The organism is Brumimicrobium mesophilum (genome assembly GCF_003025005.1).
Classification (GTDB): Bacteria; Bacteroidota; Bacteroidia; order Flavobacteriales_D; family Crocinitomicaceae; genus Brumimicrobium; species Brumimicrobium mesophilum.
In genome coordinates, this window is the sequence record NZ_PVSS01000005.1 from 148,198 (window position 1) to 167,894 (window position 19,697).

The 19,697-nt window shown below is 35.2% G+C and carries 13 protein-coding genes; 7 read left to right on the forward strand and 6 right to left on the reverse strand.

Annotated features, from left to right (window positions below; all coding sequences use genetic code 11):
• Positions 1–29: 29 nt before the first annotated feature.
• From C6368_RS06685 to C6368_RS06715, 7 genes are all read left to right on the forward strand, one after another.
• On the forward strand, positions 30–2,753 hold the full coding sequence (locus C6368_RS06685; protein WP_107038515.1) for a 2-oxoglutarate dehydrogenase E1 component: 2,724 nt from the start codon (positions 30–32) through the stop codon (positions 2,751–2,753).
• Positions 2,754–2,774: 21 nt separating this feature from the next.
• On the forward strand, positions 2,775–4,031 hold the full coding sequence (gene odhB, locus C6368_RS06690) for a 2-oxoglutarate dehydrogenase complex dihydrolipoyllysine-residue succinyltransferase (protein WP_234369095.1): 1,257 nt from the start codon (positions 2,775–2,777) through the stop codon (positions 4,029–4,031).
• 515 nt (positions 4,032–4,546) lie between these two features.
• Positions 4,547–7,345, forward strand: a complete 2,799-nt coding sequence (locus C6368_RS06695) for a TonB-dependent receptor (RefSeq protein WP_107038417.1) — start codon at positions 4,547–4,549, stop codon at positions 7,343–7,345.
• 110 nt (positions 7,346–7,455) lie between these two features.
• Entirely contained in the window at positions 7,456–8,793 is a 1,338-nt protein-coding gene (locus C6368_RS06700) for a hypothetical protein (protein WP_107038418.1), read from the forward strand.
• Positions 8,794–8,857: 64 nt separating this feature from the next.
• Positions 8,858–9,817: a hypothetical protein gene (locus tag C6368_RS06705; RefSeq protein WP_107038419.1), complete on the forward strand. Its 960-nt coding sequence runs from the start codon at positions 8,858–8,860 to the stop codon at positions 9,815–9,817.
• A gap of 6 nt (positions 9,818–9,823) precedes the next feature.
• A complete protein-coding gene (locus C6368_RS06710; RefSeq protein WP_107038420.1) occupies positions 9,824–10,810 on the forward strand; it encodes a DUF6929 family protein in 987 nt (328 codons plus the stop codon).
• 320 nt (positions 10,811–11,130) lie between these two features.
• Positions 11,131–12,597 (forward strand): T9SS type A sorting domain-containing protein, encoded by a 1,467-nt coding sequence (locus C6368_RS06715; RefSeq protein WP_107038421.1) that lies wholly within the window; start codon positions 11,131–11,133, stop codon positions 12,595–12,597.
• 34 nt (positions 12,598–12,631) lie between these two features.
• Here C6368_RS06715 and C6368_RS06720 read toward each other — a convergent pair whose 3' ends face one another.
• From C6368_RS06720 to C6368_RS06745, 6 genes are all read right to left on the reverse strand, one after another.
• A complete protein-coding gene (locus C6368_RS06720; protein WP_107038422.1) occupies positions 12,632–15,145 on the reverse strand; it encodes a DUF5686 family protein in 2,514 nt (837 codons plus the stop codon).
• A 300-nt stretch (positions 15,146–15,445) separates the two neighbouring features.
• Positions 15,446–15,667 (reverse strand): hypothetical protein, encoded by a 222-nt coding sequence (locus C6368_RS06725; RefSeq protein ID WP_107038423.1) that lies wholly within the window; start codon positions 15,665–15,667, stop codon positions 15,446–15,448.
• 3 nt (positions 15,668–15,670) lie between these two features.
• Positions 15,671–16,228: an LPS export ABC transporter periplasmic protein LptC gene (lptC, locus tag C6368_RS06730; RefSeq protein ID WP_159038478.1), complete on the reverse strand. Its 558-nt coding sequence runs from the start codon at positions 16,226–16,228 to the stop codon at positions 15,671–15,673.
• 3 nt (positions 16,229–16,231) lie between these two features.
• Entirely contained in the window at positions 16,232–17,509 is a 1,278-nt protein-coding gene (locus C6368_RS06735; protein WP_107038425.1) for a hypothetical protein, read from the reverse strand.
• A 12-nt stretch (positions 17,510–17,521) separates the two neighbouring features.
• Positions 17,522–18,874 carry an LPS-assembly protein LptD gene (locus C6368_RS06740; RefSeq protein WP_107038426.1) on the reverse strand — a complete coding sequence of 451 codons (1,353 nt, stop codon included), beginning with the start codon at positions 18,872–18,874 and terminating at the stop codon, positions 17,522–17,524.
• Positions 18,867–19,601 carry a type III pantothenate kinase gene (locus C6368_RS06745; protein ID WP_159038479.1) on the reverse strand — a complete coding sequence of 245 codons (735 nt, stop codon included), beginning with the start codon at positions 19,599–19,601 and terminating at the stop codon, positions 18,867–18,869. The genes C6368_RS06740 and C6368_RS06745 overlap by 8 nt, the downstream gene beginning before the upstream one ends.
• Positions 19,602–19,697: the final 96 nt, after the last annotated feature.

The window sequence follows — 19,697 nt, forward strand, 5'->3', positions numbered from 1 at the left end:
TGCTAATCCGGATAATGTTAAAAAATGACATGGACAAAGTATCATATATAGGTAACGCCGACGTTAATGCAATTGACGACTTGTACAACACGTACAAAAATGACCCAAGCAGCGTAGACGAAGGGTGGAGAAAATTTTTCGAAGGATTCGAATTTGGACAAACTAACTATGAAGATAGTGGTGAAGTTCCAGAAAATTTTCAAAAAGAATTTAAAGTTGTAAATCTAATAGAAGGTTATCGCAGAAGAGGTCATCTTTTCACTCACACAAATCCTGTGAGAGAACGAAGACACTATGCACCAAACCTTGGGATCGAAAATTTCGATCTTTCAGAAAGTGATTTAAACACAGTTTTTCAAGCTGGTAGCCAAATTGGATTAGGCCCAGCAACATTGAAAGATATTGTTGCTCACATGGAGAGTGCATACTGTGAAAGTATCGGTTTAGAATTTCATTACATTAGAAATCCAAAGCGCAGGCAATGGTTTTTAGATGAATTGGAATTGGATAAAAGACCGAAATTCACAAGTGATGACAAGAAGAACATATTCCGAAAACTAAGTGAAGCAACTCTTTTCGAACAGTTTTTACAGAAAAAATATGTTGGTCAAAAACGTTTTTCAGTTGAAGGTAGTGAGTCTTTGATTTCAGGACTTGACCAAATGGTGCGTCGAGGTGCAGACCTTAACGTGAAGGAATTCGTTGTTGGGATGGCACACAGAGGTCGTTTAAACACTTTGGTAAATATTTTCGATAAAGACCTTACAGAACTTTTCGGAGAAATCGAAGGAAAAGAATTCGATGATGACGACACTTTTGATGGTGATGTTAAGTATCACTTAGGATTGACCCGAAACATTGAAATTGGAGATAAAAAACTTCAATTGACTTTGGCTCCAAACCCTTCTCACTTAGAAGCTGTTGGACCAGTTGTGGAAGGAATCACAAGAGCAAAAATCGATGATTATTTAGAATCAGAAAAAGAAATAGTTCCAATTATCATTCATGGAGATGCTGCAATTGCTGCTCAAGGAGTAGTTTATGAAGTAATTCAAATGGCTGAATTAGATGGCTATAGAACTGGAGGAACAATTCATATTGTTGTAAATAACCAAGTTGGTTTTACAACGAATTATAAAGACGGTCGTTCAAGTACATACTGTACAGATATTGCGAAAACGACTTTAAGTCCAGTATTCCATGTAAATGGTGATGATGTAGAGGCAGTAGCTCAAACATTTATCATTGCTTTAGAATACAGACAGAAATTCAATAAAGACATTTTTATTGATTTACTTTCATACAGAAAATATGGACATAACGAAGGTGATGAGCCTAAGTTTACTCAACCACAATTGTATGAAAAAATCTCTAAGCACCCGAACCCAAGAGAGATTTATAAAACTCAATTGATCAATGAAGGTGTTATCGATGAAGCACATGACACTTCTATAAAAAATGAATTAGAAGGTAAATTAGACGCAAGATTTGAAGCTTCTAAAAAAGAAAACAAAGTCATTGTTACAAACTTCTTGGATGATATCTGGAAGGACTTCGACTATGCTGAGGAGGCAGATTTCGAAAAAGTAATTGACACTAAATTTCCAAAAGCTAAATTAATCGAACTCGGAAAGAAAATAGCAACTTTACCAGATGGAAAACAAATTTTCAGAAAAGTTTTAAAGCTGTTTAAAGACCGTTTAAAAATGATTGAAAGCGATAAATTGGATTGGGGAATGGCAGAAATGCTTGCTTATGCCACTTTATTGGTTGAAGGCCACCCTGTTCGTGTTTCTGGACAAGATGTTGAACGTGGAACTTTCTCTCACCGTCACGCAGTAGTGAAAACTGAAGATGAAGAAGAAGAGATTATCACTTTAAATTTACTTGAAGAGAATCAAGCTGAAATGACAATTTACAACTCTCTACTTTCAGAGTATGGAGTTTTAGGATATGAATATGGATATTCAATTGCACAACCTAATGGATTAACGATTTGGGAAGCGCAATTTGGAGACTTCATGAATGGTGCACAAATTATCATTGATCAGTTTATTTCAGCTGGAGAAGATAAATGGAATGTACAATCAGGATTGGTGATGTTATTACCTCATGGTTATGAAGGTCAAGGAGCTGAACATTCTTCAGCAAGAATGGAACGTTATTTACAAAGTTGTGCAGATTTGAACATGCAATTGGTCAACACAACAACTCCTGCCAATAACTACCATGCTTTACGTAGACAAATGAAGCGTAATTTCAGAAAACCCTTAATCGTGTTTTCACCTAAAATGTTATTGCGTTACCCTAAAGCTGTTTCAACAATGGAAGAATTGGCAACAGGTAGCTTCCAAGAAGTTATTGACGATCCAAGAAACATTCAAGAAACCGCAACAAACGTTGTTCTATGTTCTGGAAAGGTTTATTACGACTTTATTGCAGAAGCTGAAAAACGTGGAGTTGAAGACATGGCTTTTGTTCGTGTAGAGCAACTCTACCCTCTTCCGCAGAAACAAATTGATGCAATTTTAGCTAAATATAAAAATGCTGAAAACATAATTTGGGGACAAGAAGAACCAGAAAACATGGGGGCATGGGTTTATATGGCCATGAACATGAGACATATTAATTTAAAAGGTGTTTCGCGTAAAGCTTCTGCAGCACCAGCAGCTGGAGCAAAAGAAATCCATTTGAGAAGATTAAAAAGACTATACGACAACTTATTCCAATATGCGGCAGTAGCTGCTAAATAAAATTAGATAGAAAAGATGGCAATGCTAGAAATGAAAGTACCAAGCCCAGGAGAATCGATTTCAGAAGTTGAGATCGCTGAATGGCTTGTTGCAGATGGAGATTACGTTGAGAAAGACCAAACTATTGCAGAAGTTGATTCTGATAAAGCAACCTTGGAATTGCCAGCTGAAGCTGCGGGAATTATTACCCTAAAAGCAGAAGAAGGTGACACCGTAAACGTTGGACAAGTAGTTTGTTTAATTGACACCTCTGCCGAAGCTCCTGAGAAAAAGGAAGCTCCAAAAGAAGAGAAAAAAGAAGCTCCTGCTAAGGAGGTAAAAGAAGAAAAGAAAGAAACCAAGAAGGAAGAAGCTCCTGCTACTGAATCAAAAGATTCTTATGCGAAAGGAACTGCTTCGCCTGCTGCATCAAAAATTATGAAGGAGAACAATGTTTCTTCAAACAAAGTTTCTGGTACAGGTAAAGATGGTCGCATCACAAAACAAGATGTTGTTGACGCAATGGCTGCTGGTTTTAACGCTGAATCTACTTCTGGTTGGGGAGGAACTCGTGATAAGACACCGAAGAAAATGTCTATGTTACGTCGTAAAGTTGCAGAGCGTTTAGTAGCTGTAAAAAGCGAAACAGCAATGTTAACGACTTTCAACGAAGTGGACATGAAGCCAATCATGGACTTAAGAACGAAGTACAAAAAAGCATTTGCTGATCACCACGAAGTGAATTTAGGATTTATGTCGTTCTTCACAAAAGCGGTTACAGAAGCATTGAATTTGTTCCCTTCTGTGAATGCACAAATCGATGGTAAGGAAATGATTATGCACGATTATGCAGATATCGGAATTGCCGTTTCTTCTCCAAAAGGTTTAATGGTTCCTGTTGTGCGTAATGCAGAGCAAATGACCTTAGCTGAAATTGAAGCAGAAATCAAAAGATTAGCGATTAAAGCACGTGATGGTAAAATTACTCCAGACGAAATGACTGGTGGAACATTCACAATCACAAACGGAGGTGTTTTTGGTTCGATGATGTCGACACCAATTATCAACCCACCACAATCTGCAATTCTTGGAATGCACAACATTGTTGAGCGTCCAGTAGCAATTGATGGAAAAGTTGAAATTCGTCCAATGATGTATTTAGCGCTTTCTTATGATCACAGAATTATCGATGGAAAAGAATCTGTAAGTTTCTTAGTGAAAGTTAAGGAAATGTTGGAGAATCCGGAGAGAATGATTTTTGGTGGGAAAGATCCTATCCAAGTTTTGTTGGGGCTATAATTTCCGTTATCGGCGTTACTCAAAGTTTTATAAACAGACATTGACAAAAGTCAACTTACTATTATAAAAAACTATGAGTGCCTTGCTATCGAAAATTCTACTCCACAAAATCAGAATTTAGAATATATTTAATGAAAAGGAATGTCGAAAGGCGTTCCTTTTTTTTGTGGTTTGGTTTTATCAAACCGCCGGAATGGTTATTTGTTCCATGGGGACCCGTTTATATGAAATGCAGAGGCGTGCGTCCGTGCAACTCTACATTGCAAATAAACAATAAAAAAACTGAGCACTTCACTCCTATCAAACGACAATCAACTCTATCATTTTCATGAATAACTCTTTTTATTTTTAAAAAAAACCACACATAACTAAAATAATTCTCGGATTTCTAAAACATCGGCCTTCGATTTAATACAGGTTTAACATACAAATAAAGCAATGATAAATTAACTAGAACCATAAGTGAATTTTTACTGAATAGCTTTGCACAAAATTAATATCAGAAACTATTTACGATGATTTTCAAGAAGTTACTCATTATTTCACTGCTCTTATTTACAAGCTTAACACTAAGTGCACAAACGCACACATTAAGTGGGAAAATATTTGAAAAAGAAACAGAACAGCCTATTACAGGAGCCAAAATTATATTAACAGGGACGAATTACCGTGCAATTTCAGGCTTGGATGGTTCTTACATTATTAAGAATATTCCAAAGGGAGATTATGAATTAACTGCTTCCTTCATTAGCTATGAAAACTACAAGCAAACAATTGAAATTTCTTCAGATACAGAAATCAAAATCTTATTGACTTCTGAAGTCACAGAAATAGAAGGAGTATCAATTATTGCCAATCGATCGATTGATTCAGAAGCTAGTGCGAGAGCAACAGAGAAAAATGCAATGAATGTATTGAACGTGATTTCGGCAAAAGAAATTGAAGTTTCACCAGACATTACCGTTGCAAATGTCGTTCAGCGTGTTTCTGGAGTTTCTTTAGAAAGAAACAACAATGGTGATGGTCAGCACGCAATTGTTCGTGGTATGGACAAACGTTATAATTATACTTTAGTGAATGGTATAAAAATTCCTAGTCCAGATCCAAGAAACCGATATATTCCTTTAGATATTTTCCCTTCTGATTTATTAGATCGTTTGGAGGTAACGAAAGCATTAACTCCAAATATGGAAGGTGATGCTTTGGGAGGTGTGATTGACATGAAAATGAAAAATGCACCCAATCATTTTACAGTAAATGCAAACATTGGTACAGGATACAGCCAAATGTGGTTGAATAATGACTATCGTTCTTTCGACCGTTCAAACACCAACAAATTATCACCTAGAATGGACAACGGCAATGATTACATTGCAACCATTGATGATTTCCAGGTAAACAATGTTGATTTTGAAGATGTAAGACCAGCTTTAAACCAAGTTTACAACTTAACGATTGGAAACAGATTCTTCAATAACAAATTAGGAATTCTTGTGGCAGGAAGTTACCAAAACACATTTCGTGGATCTGAAAGCATGTTTATGGACATGTTTGTAAATCAAGAAGAAAACACACCTTACTATACACGAGTTCAAGTAAGACAATTCTCTTCCCAACAAATTCGAACAGGGGTTCACGCGAAATTAGATTATCAATTCAACAAGAACCATAAATTAGATTTATACATGGCTGCGGTAAATCTTGATGAATTCGAAACAAGAACTAGAACGGATACAATTTTAAGTATAGGAAGAGGTCAAGGTCCTGGAACAGGTAGAATAGAAATGAGAGAACGTTCTAGGCAAACCTATCAAGGAATTTATAATGCAACATTACAAGGGACGCATAAATTCGGATCAAAAATAAAAGCCGATTGGTCTGCAGTGGCATCATTAGCCACAAATGACGATCCTGACATGGCAGAACTACAATGGATAACGGCAATTGTAAAAGATAGTGATGGAAATTTCGTTCAAGACCCAATCATGTATGACACAGATTATACAAGAAGATGGATGAACAATACTGACCAAGATTATGCTGGATATGCCAATGTTTACTATTCACCTAAAATTTTCGGAAAAGATCTAGAGTTAAGTGCGGGAGGAATGTCAAGATTAAAAACAAGAACAAGTAATTTTGATGAATATCTTTTCAGAACGATTCCAATAATGCAAGAATGGTCTGGTAGTCCTTACGATGCCACTTGGGAATTATTTAATACACAAGGAACACCAACAGATCCACTAAACTACGATGTAACTGAAAATGTAATGGCAGGTTATGGAATGTTTAATCTTGATTTGAAGAAATTAAAAATTATGGGGGGAGCAAGAATCGAGTCTACATTCTTTCAATGGGAATCGCAAGCACCACCACAAGTTGAGGGAAGAACAGGGAGAATAGAATATTTTGATGTACTTCCAAGTTTACACTTTAAATATTTACCAAACGAGAAAACAAACGTTAGAGCTTCTTACTTCTCATCTATTAGTCGCCCAAACTTTTTTGAGATCATTCCTTATGAAATCAATGAGGAAAATTTCAGAGAAAGAGGAAATCCGAACTTAAAAAGAACAAAAGCAGACAATTTTGATGTGAGGTATGAACGTTTTTCAAACCGTTTAGACAAAATAATGGTTGGTGCATTTTACAAAAACATTCAAGATCCGATTGAGCGCTCTTTATTCATAGAGAATCAAGCGATATTCTTAAGATCAAACAACTTTGGTACAGCTACAAACTGGGGTGTTGAGTTTGATTACACAAAATATGTACGTGAGTTTGGAATCCGTTTCTTCTATACTTACACAAATTCTGAAATTACAACTTCAAAGATTGTTCGATTCAGAGATGATCAGGGAAATTTAACTTCACGTGAAGAAGACCAAACAAGACCATTACAAGGTCAAAGTGCACATGTTTCTAACTTATCACTGCTTTATAAGAATCAAAAATCGGGAACTGACATTCAACTTTCAACAGTTTATACAGGAAGAAGAATAATTGGAGTATCACCATATTTAGACAATGATATTTGGCAAAGAGGATTTGTACAGATGGACTTTTCTTTCGAACAAAGAATCACACCTGGAATAGTTGCTTATGTGAAAGTCAATAACTTGCTTAACACACCGATGCAAGCAGATATAATGCTCCCAAACACTTTTAACCCAGAGCAAGCACCATACATAGATTCCTCAAAAGATGTTTTGGTATGGGAAGATTATTATTTCCAAACCTATTTAGTAGGATTGAAATTCAGCCTGAACCAATACAGTAAAAGAGACAAGAAAAGAAACTCAAAAAACTAGTCAATAATAGTCACGTAACATTGTACTTTGAAACAAAATATACACTTAATATTTAGTTAAAAAACAAAATAAATTATACCCGCATATTTGCATTAAATAATAAAAAGAAGATGAAAAAATTTATTCAGTATTTAGGAGTTTTTGGTTTTAGCGCCCTAACTCTTATCGCATGTAAGAAAGATGAAATAGTTACAGTTGACGAAGGTGTTTTGGCAGACGTTGTTACAATCGATGAAAACACAACGAATTTAAGCGGTCCTATGAAAGGAGTTTTAAAATCTGGAACAACGTATATTTTAACTGGAGATTTAATTATTCCAGAAGGTGAAGAGATAGTAGCAGAAGAATGTGTTACGATCATTGCACAAGGTGATGGAGGTCCAATCGGTCCAGAAATTACAGTTCATGGTTCATTAATTAGTTTAGGTACTGAGCAATGTCCAAATTTATTTTCAGTTCCTGTTAACCAAAGAACAGAAGCAAACATTTTCGCAGGACTTTGGGGAGGAATTCAATGTTCTGAAGATGCTGATTTAGTATATTTAAAATGGACAAGAATGGAGTATTTAGGTGGTGAAGGTGGACCTGGTACACCAAGAGCTGGTAAGATCCGTTATGGTCTTTGGACATTAAGTTCAGATACGGAAATCGTTTTAGAAGACTGTCATTTCTATGGATCTAAAGATGATGTTTACCGTCCAGTTGGAGGAAAAATCAACTTAGTAAGAAACACTTTTGAATTCTGTGGAGAAACAGGTGGAGATGGACTAAACGTAAAAGCAGGAACAATTGGAAACATCGCATACAATGTATTCTACGGTTCTGCAACAAATGCTTTCAAACCTTCAAATGAAGGAGACGGAACAGTTCAAACAAACATCATGGTTTACAACAATACAATCATTAATGGAGGTTGGAGAAGACCAGGTATGTCAAGAGGTGCTAACATTAACTTTGAAGTTGGTGCACGTGGAGGAGCTTTCAATAACATCATCGTGAACTGTAAGAGAGGAATTAGAGTTCTTGAAGATGCAGATGTTCCAAACATTTCAGTTGATAACAACTTATACTACGCAACACACCAAGAAATGGTTGATGAATTTATTCCTACAGATGCTGAGACTTCTACGCTATCTACGTTGGGTTCAAACAACATCTATGGTCAAATTAACGAAAACAACCCAATGTTTGCTAATTATGATGTTGACCAATTCACATACGCTCAATACGAAGCAGGTGAAGCTCAACCTACAAACATGAATCAAAACTCCGGAGCTAACTTACGTCTACAAGCAGGTTCTCCAGCAGTAGGTGCAGGGACAACATCATTTACTCCAGTATCTGTTAACTGGGTACATGCTACAGGTGATAGAGCTCCTTCAGTAATCCAACCAAGCATGGATTTAGGTGCATACCCAATGAACGGAAGTGGAAACAATCACTACTAATACTATTTAACAACTTAATCAATCCGAGACTAATTTCTATTGGTCTCGGATTTTTCACATCATTATGAAAATATTCAATACATTTATTATCGTATTTCTCCTTATTATAAGTTGCACAAAGGAAGAAAGTCCCAATGCTGACACAAACATTGAAGAGAAAAGTGAATTCGTGGTTATTGATTACGATATGAATTCATTAACTATGAATCAGGAGTTTCAATTAGACGCTACACGTGGTGGAATATTAAACCATCCGACCTTAACAGAAGCGTCTGGACTGGCAGTGAGTAGATCTAATCCTTCTGCTTTATGGTCTCACAATGACAGCGGACATCCCAACCGACTTTATGCGGTTGGCGATAAAGGTCAAAATTTAGGTTACTTTTTTATCACTGGTGCGGGATCAAGAGATTACGAAGATATTTGTATCGGTGCAGGACCAGAAAATGGTACAAACTATATTTATTTAGCCGACATAGGTGACAATGATGCACAATATGGTTACATTGTAGTTTACAGAATCAAAGAACCAGATGCATCACAACTTGACTCTGCAGGTGTTCATTATTTGAACGTAAACGACATTGAAAGAATGGAATTTACTTATCCTGATGGCCCTCGGGACGCTGAAACAATAATGATTGATCCAACTACAAAAGATCTTTATTTTGTCTCAAAAAGAGATTATCGATCTATCGTTTATCGTGCAAGTTATCCTCAAGCAATTGGAGAAAGAACAGAGTTAGAAAAATTAGCACAACTTCCTTTCAATTGGGCCGTTGCAGGAGATATTTCGGCAGATGGTTCTCAAATTGGAATTAAGGTGAAAACTAAAATCTATTATTGGGAAAGAAACCCTCAAGAATCAATAATTGATGCTTTACAGAGACAACCCGAAACCTTACCTTACACTTTGGAGCCACAAGGTGAATCATTCGCTTGGACAGAAGATGGGTCAGGTTACTTCACCTTAAGTGAACAAAGTGGTACACCTCCTAATGTTTATTATTACAGTAAAAATTAAAATACCATGAGATTAAGCCAAGTGTTTGTTTTTATTCTTTCTTTGGTTTTTTGCGCTTGCAGTGAGCGTGAAATCAAAGAGAGTCGGACCACCTTAAAGCCGGTTGAAATTATCAAAGACAAGTCAATTGTTCTTCATTACACAAAAATACCCAGCTTTTCATCTGGTTCAGGAATGGCTTATCATAATGGTTCTTTTTATGCCGTTGGTGATGATGACCCTTATCTAATTCAAGTCAACCCTTTAGGCGAAATATTAAACAAATGGCAAGCTTGGGATGCTTCACAAGTTGAAAATGGTCGTATCAAAAAGAAAGTAAAACCAGATTTTGAATCTATTGCTTGTATTCCATTTGAGAAAGACACCTTATTACTCATTTTTGGATCAGGATCGAAATCGCCAAAACGAGATGTCATTATTTCTTTTTCTACAAGAACTGAAGAATTTAAAACCTTAGAAGGACAAAAATTCTTTCAATGGATAAGAACAAATGCTAATTTAACTGAAGATGAAATAAACCTCGAAGGGGCTGCATTTCACAATCAAGTTCTGTATTTAATGAATCGCCACAACAATGAAATGTATAGTTTACCATTTGATGGATTTAGACATTTTATTACCACGGGTGACACTTCTCAATTTTCAGTTACAATCAACCAATTTGAGTTGCCAACACATCAAAAAGATACCGCTCGTTTTTCTGGAGCTTCTATCTTAGCAGAACAAAATAAGTTATTATTTACTGCAACAATCGAATTAACAAGAGATTGGGTAGATGATGGAGATATTTTAGGGAGTTTTATGGGAGAAATTGACCTTGATAACCTGAACAACAAAAAACTTACCTGCTACCCTATTTACAACAATGATTCTATGAGATTTGAGGGGAAAATTGAAGCACTTCAAGGATTTTATTCTGAAGACGGAATAACAATCCAATTCATAACTGATGACGATAATGGAACAACAGGTTGGGGACAGGTTGAATATTAAGATATAAGAAACTTCTATTCTAGGGAAGAAATCTACATTTCATTCTTAAATTACCCCTTCATCTCATTATTCCCCGGTGAACAATTAAGATATTGAAGTAATTTGATGCCCGATAAGTATTTTAGCGCACATCCACCAATTGCCACAACCAACTAACAATCCAGCATTTAATTCTTTTTAATATTTGTAGAAAAATTGAATTTAGGATAATGAGATATAACTGGATTACCCCACAATTTTATACTAAACATTGGGATTAAGAAGTGAAAAAGTTTAAATATTTAACTATTTTTTTATAATTTTGAAATAAACAACTACTTATGAAAACTACTATTCTTACGCTTTTATTCTCTATTTCTTTATGTGGATTTACTCAAGACTTGGTTGGTGAAGCAGTCTATGGCGAGGTTCAAACGGAAAACTTTGGAGAATATGTTGCGATTTCAGGTGATGGAAAAACCTTTATAGCCAATGCCCCGGGTAACCAACAAAACGACCTCAACAGTGGTAGTGCAGCAGTTTATACAAACATTGGAAACGACTGGGTACAAGTAGGAGCTAGATTTTATGGAACTTCTTATATGGAACAATTAGGAAAACATGTTGACATCTCCAACGATGGTTCTATAATAGCTATTTCTGCGAGTAAATTGGATAATGGCTCCTCACAATCAGAAGGTGTAGTGTATGTATACCAGAATGTTTCAAACAATTGGGTTATGCTCGGTCAACCTATTTTAGGAAAAAGTATGGCCGACCTAGCGGGCACAAGAGTTTCATTATCCGGTGATGGTTCAACTATAGCAATAACATCTCCCGGAAGTGATGAAAATGGTTCAGCATCTGGACAAGTTAGGGTTTTCGAATTCGTTTCAAACGCATGGGTACAACTTGGACAAGATATAAATGGATATGGAATTGATGCAGCATTTGGATATGATGTCTCCATTTCCAACTCAGGGGACAGACTTGCTGCTAGTTCTATTAACAACACTACGGGTGCTACAATGATTGGCTATGTTATGGTGTATGAAAACATCAACGGTGTATGGACTCAAATTGGTCAGACGCTAAATGGAGCAGCAAATGAAGACAGGTTCGGCCGATCAATTGCCTTGTCCGGAAATGGAAATACACTAATTGTTGGTGCAGCTGGTTCTGACATAAATGGGAACAATTCTGGAACGACATCAATTTTTGATTATACTTCTAACAATTGGACCTTGGTTGGTCAGGAAATTCATGGACAACAAGGTGGTGCTAGCGAGGGTTGGCGTGTATCGATTTCAGATGATGGAAACACCATAGGAACAGGTGCTACAAGTATAAATTACTATACTGGCCAAGTTAGAGTGTTCTACAGAACCGGCAGTAATTGGACTCAATTAGGAAATGACATGGTTGGAGATAACACTTATGACAACTTCGCATCTAATATGATTTCCGCTGATGGTACTACAATTGTAACGGGTGCATTTTTTAATGATTCCATAGGCAACAATGCAGGACAAGTTAAGGTATTTGATTTTTCAAGACTTTTAAATACAGAAAACTTGAAAAATTCTCAATCTGTTCATTTATATCCAAATCCTGCTTCTAATGAAATAAACATAAAATTGAGTACTAATGCCAATTTAGAAGAAATTATAATTTACGATGTATTAGGGCAGAAAGTAAAATCATCCAAAGAACAAAAAATAATAGTTTCTGACTTAACAAAAGGATCCTATTTTATAGACATAATAACTGATATAGCTAAAACTTCCAAAAAATTAATTATCAATTAGTTTTTAGTCTTGAGCAATTGAAAATTCTTAGCGATTAAAAATTAAATTTCATACTTCGTTCATCCAAAATTGCGAAACTGATTTTAAAGGAACTTCGTGGTGATATTTGATTCCCATCTGAGAGTGCAACATAAGCTCCAATTCTCAATCTTCTTTTTGAATTTCGCAGGGACAATTTAAAAACACGCTCCAAGCCAGCATAAACTTCATAATGCGTCCAATCATGTTCTGGAACCCATAAATATCCTCCTCCAACCACAGTTGAAATTCTAGTTCTTTTCATTAAAGGTAATTTATTCATTAATGCACCGTTGAAATGGTGAATATAATGTGATTCAAAATACCAATTTGTTGTTGGTAATGTTGAGTCCAAATCTTGATAAGAGTACATTGGATTGGAGAACCAAATTGGATCCGAACGGCGGTGATATTGCATATCTTCCGCTCTAACTTTTTTGTCATTTAAGAATTTACCAGTCGTAATATGATATTTTGAAGTTCCTAAAGTTGAGATTTTAAAAGTTTGCAACACACCAAATCTTAGGTAATCATGATTTACTTCACTCCCAAATAAATCTGGAACTCCCTTTTCATAAAAAGCATATATTGTTGGCCATTTCGAACCTAGAATCACTTTTCTTTTCGGTTCTCTCATGTATTTCTGAAAAGGAGTATAACGCAAAGTAAAATCTGCAATTAAGGCGTTGTATATTTCAAATTTAGGAGGTTCAGTGTTCCCCAATTCTTCATCAAACCAACGAATAAATTTTGTGTCATCGGACAAAGGACGGCGATTGATATAACTGAAATTAGATTCTAAATATAATCCATTAACAATTTCAAAATCATGGTAAAGCGATCCAGAAGTACTTTCAATAAAATTATCACGTAAAAAAACTTGAGTTAGAGCATCATAAGATCTAATAAGGTCATAATTATGGGAAAAGTTGACTCCAACCCTAGCACGTTTAAACGGATTGTAGAGATATCTTATGTTACTAAATCCTTTTACATCAGAATTCAAAAGACCTATGTCTGCTCTTACAAATGCATCCAAAGTCTTTTCACTGTCCCACTTTTTGAAGAAATCAAAGTCGGGGCCTATTCTTGGACCTGCAATATAAATTGGACGCATTGTAGCTGCCAGCGAACTTATTGTCCATTGTGTTTTCTTGGCTCTATTTCTGTGGTCAATGCCGAACCAAAGCACCTTTAAAAAGGTCACCCTATTAAAAACTGAATCAACTGAATCTAAGTAGTTTGATTTTGAAAATAAATTCTCAATGCTATCCCTCTGACGAATGAAAATTTGTTCTTTTCTCGTTAAAGGTGTTAATCTACTACTGGACCAATAGCTTGAATCTCTTTCGTAAGCTTCTTCTGTAGTAACAGCTAATTCATTTCCAAAGAATCCCTTTTTGAACTGGGGATTAAAATCGTAATTCTTATAGTTTACAACTGTGGTTCCTTCAAATTTTTCCTTTTTGTATTCCACATTGTAACTCATGAATTGATTTTTCAATACACTCATAGAATCACCATAGGTTTCAAAATCCTGGAAGATTGAAAATTCATCATATATATAAAGGTTTCCCTTCACAATGGTAAAATCAATTCTTTCGACCAGCCAAGTACCGTCTTGGATATAAATAAAACCTTCTAATGTTGAAATAGAACTACTGCGAGATGAAATCTTGATCTTATTCAAAATGGGCAAAGAATCACGTTCAATCTTCTCAACGAGCTGGTATTTATAAGATAAAATTCCCGCTGTAGAAATAGGTGATTGAATCGGCGATTTACTTAAATCATTGAGATACAATGTATTCTGGAAAAAGTTAAAGTCTGATTTTGCAGTTGTCGTGAAATACAAATTTCTATCATCACCACGTTTGTTATAACCTGTTCTAACTTCCTTAATATTGTTTGGTGGAGCATAGCTTCTCTCCATCTCAACCTCAACCATATTAAGGTTAGTGAGCGATTCCATCTTCTTTCTTTTCAACTCTTCAATATCGTCAAAACCGGCATCCTCTTCATTCTTGTCCTGGTCTTTAAAATAAGACTCCCAACCTTTTAAGGTTAACGACTTTTCATCTTTTGCACGAATGTAAACTTCACTAGTATGCGGGTATTGATTGTAATCGAACTTACTTTTTCTCTCTACCGATTTCATCACTATTTCTCGACCAACATTTCTTCTCTTAGAAGTAAAATCAAACTCCTCAAGATCTTTTACTTCAACAGGAAAAAGTTGGATGTTAAGCATATTTTCCTCCTCTCTAATAATCATGTAATGCTCTCTGGTTTCATAACCTGTAGCGGAGAAAACCATATAGTATTCACCTACTTGGAGCCGCATTAAATAATTCCCTTTTTCATCTGCCCGCGTTCTAAGATCAGCATAATTTTTTACGTAAATATCTGCATAAGGAATACCTAAATTATTCTCATCTAATACCTTTCCCTTCAATACATATTGTCCAAACACATTATTTCCCAATAGAAAACAAGTGAAAATAAGGATGAATTTGATGTATTTAGTCATGTGATATGAAAGCTGCTATTTATTAAATAATGTAAATTCCTCGCCAAATATAAGTGGAAATGAAGGATTCAACAAAAGAAAATGTTCAAAGGGAAAGTTAAGGAATAATTAGTTGAATTTGAAGATGGTCGGTAGAGTATCAATTGACGATTGTAAGAAAATCATATTTAAAATGAAACCTCGATATAAAATCTCGTAGTCACTGAATTTTAATCGCTGTACGTTGAAGCAAGATCTAGGATAAACCCTTCTTCTAGAAAGTTACCTAGAAATACAATGGCAAGATAACCGTTTTAACAATTACTTTTTCTTATTCTGCTCATCTAAAAACTGCTGGTGTTTCACCATTCGTTTCATCATTATTCTTCGAACAAAAAACAATAGAATAGCAAAAACACCAAAGATGTAGTATCCTGACCACCTTTCGAAGCCTTCAGTAAAACCTAAGTAAGTCACGGCAACGATAGTTACAATTCCAACACCTAGCCAGAAAAATTGCATTATTTTATTGTAAGTTTCCATTTATTAATCTTTTAAAAATATTTTTGCTGTTGGTTTGTAAAACTGAGCCGTATCAAACATAGGTGTTGTCCATGCCCCTATTCCCGAAAGAATCATGTCAGGTGATGTAATCACAACGGCCTTATTGGTATAAATTGAATCTCCGCTTTTGTTCCAATAAAGCACTTCAGTTTCTAGCGTCTTTTCTTCAACCAAATTAACCAACTTCACACTATCTCTTACTGTGATATTTCCAGTTTTATCATCAATTTCACCGAACAAAGAAGTTAAAACGGAGCCAACAGTACCATCGTCCTTATAGAAATTAACTTTTAGTCCATCTTTAAACTTCGTTAATTTGCTTGGCTGGGAATAAGTTTCAGCAATAGTTGCAAAGATTTCAATTGTTGCATAACCCGAATCGGTAAAAATCACATGAAACATTTCACTGGTTTCATCGGGATTATTAGGGTGTGTGGTAATCTTCTTTACCTTATCTAAATCATTAACGCATGAAAAAAAGAATCCCGTCATGAAAATCATGACAGGAATCAAATACATATTACGCGTTATGTTACTCAATGTTTAGTATGTTTTAATGGTGAATGTTTTATTGCTCCAACATTCTAAAGTAACTGTTTCTCCTACAGCTTTATCTTCATTAAAGATATCACTTGAAGTTGGACACTGACTTTTCATTGAACTAATCAAAGCTCCATTTCCAGATTTTTCAGCCAATTCAACAGCATAATAATAGTTTGATTTACGCTCGAAAGTTGAAACTCCACAACTATTAGATAATGAACTTACACTTTTAGCAGCAATTTCATATCCTTTACCAGAATTCTTACCAGTCACAGCCAAACCTGCGCTGTGAGCAGCTTTATAACTACCAGATCTAAAATAAGCACTTGCTATTTCATATTCAATATCACTTTTCTGATCAGCACCTTCTGCCATATCTAAGGCATCTTTAAAAGTTGCTATAGCACCGCTAGAGTTTCCTCTACTAATTTGCAATTTAGCCTTTGCTAAAACTGCATCAACTGAAGGATCGATTGCTATAATTGTATCCACTAAAGATGCATAAACTTTAGAGCTAGTACATTCTTGTTTTTCTAACAGGGCCATGAAGTTCTTTACAGTAGATTTTTTTGATTCAATCTCTTGCGGTAATTCTTTCATGAAACTTTCGATTTCAGGAAGAATAGACTCACAATCTGTTACTGCTCTATTCATGTAAACAGAAACAAAGTCGATAATTTCAGCCCCCATATTTCCTTTGTTAGCATAATCAGAAAGTTTGAAGTATTCAGTGATGATTCTTTTCTTATACTTCGCTTTTTCCTTTTCATCTTGTTCTTGAACCCAAAGGTTATAAAGGTTTACATAATATTGTTGCAAAAATCCTTTATTTACTTTTTCAGCTTCATGGTGAATTCCGATTTGATATGCCTCATCAGCCTTTTTCATGTTATCAGGTGCACCTTGCATCATGTAATAATAACCAAGGTAAGATTGCCATGCTTTTTGAACTCCATGAGTTGCTTGAGCAGTTTCGTACACCGAGATTAATGTATCTAAATATGCCGCTTTAACTGTTTCATCTGTTGCATTATTCATTGATTGTTGCACAGAGTAAATAAAAGGATTATAAAAAACCATTTCCAAAGAACCACATTCTTTTTGTGCTCTTATGTATGATCTTGTAACTTTCTCGAATTCTTTTGCTTTATATGCGTTACCTGCAATTGCTTTGTATCTTGTACATTCATCAGCTTCAGTTCCGCCATCTTGTGCATAGTTAACAAGCCCAAGACTCAAAGTAAATAGAGCTCCTAATATTAATTTTCCAATTTTCATTTTTATATTTTATTAATCTAGTTTATATTTTCTAAACCATCTATCATAACCGGGAGCAATATTTATGCCGAAGTTAAATCCATAATAGCTTTCTTTTAACACTCCGGGTCCTGCGTTTCTACCCATCATACCGTAACTCCCTGATATATTAACGGTTGAAACAGCTCTAGCCATTACAACAGGAATTCCTATTCCAGCTGTAAACCCTTCATCCACTAATTGTTCTCCATTTACTTCATAAGGTGTGTTCACACTATAAGCTCCAACCCTGTATTTCAATTTATCGAAGAAATTGATGTATGCAGAACGGTCCACTGAAATTCTATGACGAACAAATTCTACTCCTACTCTTAATGAAGTTGAATTTACATATTGTCCTGAAAGGTTTTCACCATTGAAACTTTCTTTGTAATTTGACCAATCTTGCATAGCATATTCCATAGTCACCATTAAAGAAGGTAATTTAGAACTTCTAGAAGTTGAGTCATTTTTAGGAGTAAATGTATATGTTAGTCCTACACTAGTTTTAGCAGGGAGAAAAACATTTCCGCTTACATCTCCAGTATTAAGAAGGGTGTCATAAGTAGACTGGATTAAATAATTAGAATAATGAACGCGTGTTTGAGATTTTACAAAATTCAAATCCAATTCAGGTCTAAAAACACCAGCAACTCTGAAACTATGCACCGGATTTAAACGAAAGTCATAATTCAACCCGAACTCAAAACCAAAATCCTTAGCACGAAGAGATTGAACATCTAAACCTCCAGATTCAATTGTGTTTTCATTTCTATATGCTCTTCTTTCATTATTTAATTTCCCGAAATAATATTTACCATTAACACCAATAGATAAACTTTGTCTTCTTCCGTCGATTAGATTAGCTGAAAAACCCAATAAGAATTCTTGGATTTCTCCATCACCCGTGTAGTCATAAAAAATACTATCACTATCAATAACTTCAGCATCATTTATTTCATAACCTCTTCTACTGAAAGGCTTGAGACCTGCGGCAATTCCAAATCTTTTTGCAAAAGGTACAACAAGTGCAAAATGTGTTATTCCAGAATACCTAGCATCTGATTCTACTCCATTATTAGCCAATCGTTTTTCGAAATGAGTTACTCCCATCGAAAACAAAGGCAACTGTTTGGCTGTCAAAGAATATGTTGAAGGGTTAAACAAATTTGTTATGCTAGAATCTGATAAAGCAGTAGCTGCTCCTCCTAATCCTGAAGCATAAGCATCACCGTAGAAACTAGGATCTCCAATTCCTCTTGCTGAGTAAGGGCTATTGGTGCTAATTTGTACTAGTGCATTTCCACTTATTACAATAAACAGTGCAACTAATAAACTTTTAAACATTGTGCTTTAGTATTAAATACAAACCTTTAACGGTCAAATAATCATCGGCAAAGATGCTATTTTTTAATTCTTTATCAAATCTTTTAAGGTCTCCACCTGTTAAAAAAATTGTTAACGGTTGATATTGTTGATTATATTGATTGATAAAACCTTCTATCTCTGCCTTAATTCCATTCAAAACACCTGATAACATCGCATTTTTAGTTGAATCTCCCACTAAATTACTTTGTTCTTCTAATGCCAACAATGGTAAAGCACCAGTAAAATGATGCATAGCTTTTAGACGCATTAAATAACCTGGAGATATTGAACCACCAATAAATTGACCATTTTGAACAAAGTCAAACTTAATACATGTTCCAATATCAATCACTAAACTGTTAGGGGTTTTAGAATAGTGATTAGCGGCTACGGCATTCGCTATTCGATCTGCACCTAAGGTTTCTGGAGTTTTATATGTGTTTATTGAAATGGGCAAAGGCGTTTTATTTGTTAAGACAACGTTAGGTTTCAAGATATGTTCTATCCACAAGCGTAGTTTTTCATCTAAAACGGAAGATAAAATGCTAATTGCATCTTTTTTTGAAGAAATTATTAAATTTATTTTTTCGTAATCATTTACGTCGACAAAGGTTTCCTTCATCACTTCACCACCCTCAAAATCAACAACTTTTATCCGGGTATTCCCAGCATCAACAACACAATATTTCGTCTTTTTCTTCACCACTCGGCAAAGATAATAGAAGATTTTTAAAAAAATAATTCAAATTGATGCCATTGGAATAAAATTAGTTTATATCTTTGCACCCACCTAACCAAATAT

What these genes read in the sequence shown, in the direction of transcription:
- C6368_RS06705 (WP_107038419.1), top strand. Translation starts at nt 8,858, where the DNA reads ATGAAAATATTCAATACATTTATTATCGTATTTCTCCTTATTATAAGT.
- C6368_RS06720 (WP_107038422.1), bottom strand. Translation starts at nt 15,145, where the DNA reads ATGACTAAATACATCAAATTCATCCTTATTTTCACTTGTTTTCTATTG.
- C6368_RS06735 (WP_107038425.1), bottom strand. Translation starts at nt 17,509, where the DNA reads ATGAAAATTGGAAAATTAATATTAGGAGCTCTATTTACTTTGAGTCTT.
- C6368_RS06695 (WP_107038417.1), top strand. Translation starts at nt 4,547, where the DNA reads ATGATTTTCAAGAAGTTACTCATTATTTCACTGCTCTTATTTACAAGC.
- C6368_RS06710 (WP_107038420.1), top strand. Translation starts at nt 9,824, where the DNA reads ATGAGATTAAGCCAAGTGTTTGTTTTTATTCTTTCTTTGGTTTTTTGC.
- C6368_RS06715 (WP_107038421.1), top strand. Translation starts at nt 11,131, where the DNA reads ATGAAAACTACTATTCTTACGCTTTTATTCTCTATTTCTTTATGTGGA.
- C6368_RS06725 (WP_107038423.1), bottom strand. Translation starts at nt 15,667, where the DNA reads ATGGAAACTTACAATAAAATAATGCAATTTTTCTGGCTAGGTGTTGGA.
- C6368_RS06740 (WP_107038426.1), bottom strand. Translation starts at nt 18,874, where the DNA reads ATGTTTAAAAGTTTATTAGTTGCACTGTTTATTGTAATAAGTGGAAAT.
- C6368_RS06700 (WP_107038418.1), top strand. Translation starts at nt 7,456, where the DNA reads ATGAAAAAATTTATTCAGTATTTAGGAGTTTTTGGTTTTAGCGCCCTA.
- odhB (WP_234369095.1), top strand. Translation starts at nt 2,775, where the DNA reads ATGCTAGAAATGAAAGTACCAAGCCCAGGAGAATCGATTTCAGAAGTT.
- C6368_RS06685 (WP_107038515.1), top strand. Translation starts at nt 30, where the DNA reads ATGGACAAAGTATCATATATAGGTAACGCCGACGTTAATGCAATTGAC.